At 37.9% G+C, this 506-nt stretch carries 2 protein-coding genes; both read right to left on the bottom strand.

Annotation, left to right across the window (positions count from 1 at the left end):
- Positions 1 to 7: 7 nt before the first annotated feature.
- Positions 8 to 325 carry an HNH endonuclease gene (locus tag HMPREF2805_RS00300; protein WP_075230965.1) on the bottom strand — a complete coding sequence of 106 codons (318 nt, stop codon included), beginning with the start codon at positions 323 to 325 and terminating at the stop codon, positions 8 to 10.
- A partial coding sequence (locus tag HMPREF2805_RS00295) for a hypothetical protein (RefSeq protein WP_075230964.1) occupies positions 322 to 506 on the bottom strand: 185 nt, incomplete at its 5' end. The genes HMPREF2805_RS00295 and HMPREF2805_RS00300, both read right to left, overlap by 4 nt.

The following is a 506-nucleotide window of genomic DNA, read 5'->3' as shown; positions in this document are numbered from 1 at the left end:
GGGGGTGCTATTCTCCCCAAAATTCATCAGTCCTGAAGTTCTTTTCTTGCATTTTTTTCGATTTTCGGAACTGAAAGCGTTCGTGTCTCTTATTGTGACACTCTTTACATAACGTTCTGAGGTTATCTAGATCAAGAGCGAACTCTGGATAGAACTCTAGCTCCTTGATGTGGTCAACTTCTAGGTTGTCCATTGTTACTCTGCCTTCGTCTCTACACCAAACGCATTCATAATGATCACGTTCAAGTGCTAACTTCCGAAGTTCTCTCCAGTCGCTCGAGTTGTAGAATTCTGTTCTGTCTGCTCTGGTTGAAACTTCGATCATTTTCGTGAGGTAGAAACTTTTAGTTCAAACTCATTAAGTTTGTCAAGACAATGATTTAAATAATTAATTGCTTCAGCTGTCTCTTTAGCTAGTTGACGAAACTCTGAACTATTTTCAATTTCAACACCAATTACAATTTCTCCTAATTGTTTTTGTCTATTGGTTCTTTTGTTAAAAAGCC

This window comes from Streptococcus sp. HMSC034E03, from assembly GCF_001811505.1.
GTDB lineage: Bacteria > Bacillota > Bacilli > Lactobacillales > Streptococcaceae > Streptococcus.
This window is presented reverse-complemented; position numbering and strand designations above follow the sequence as displayed.

Coding starts and splice junctions, on each gene's coding strand:
- HMPREF2805_RS00300 (WP_075230965.1), bottom strand. CDS start 325: ATGATCGAAGTTTCAACCAGAGCAGACAGAACAGAATTCTACAACTCG.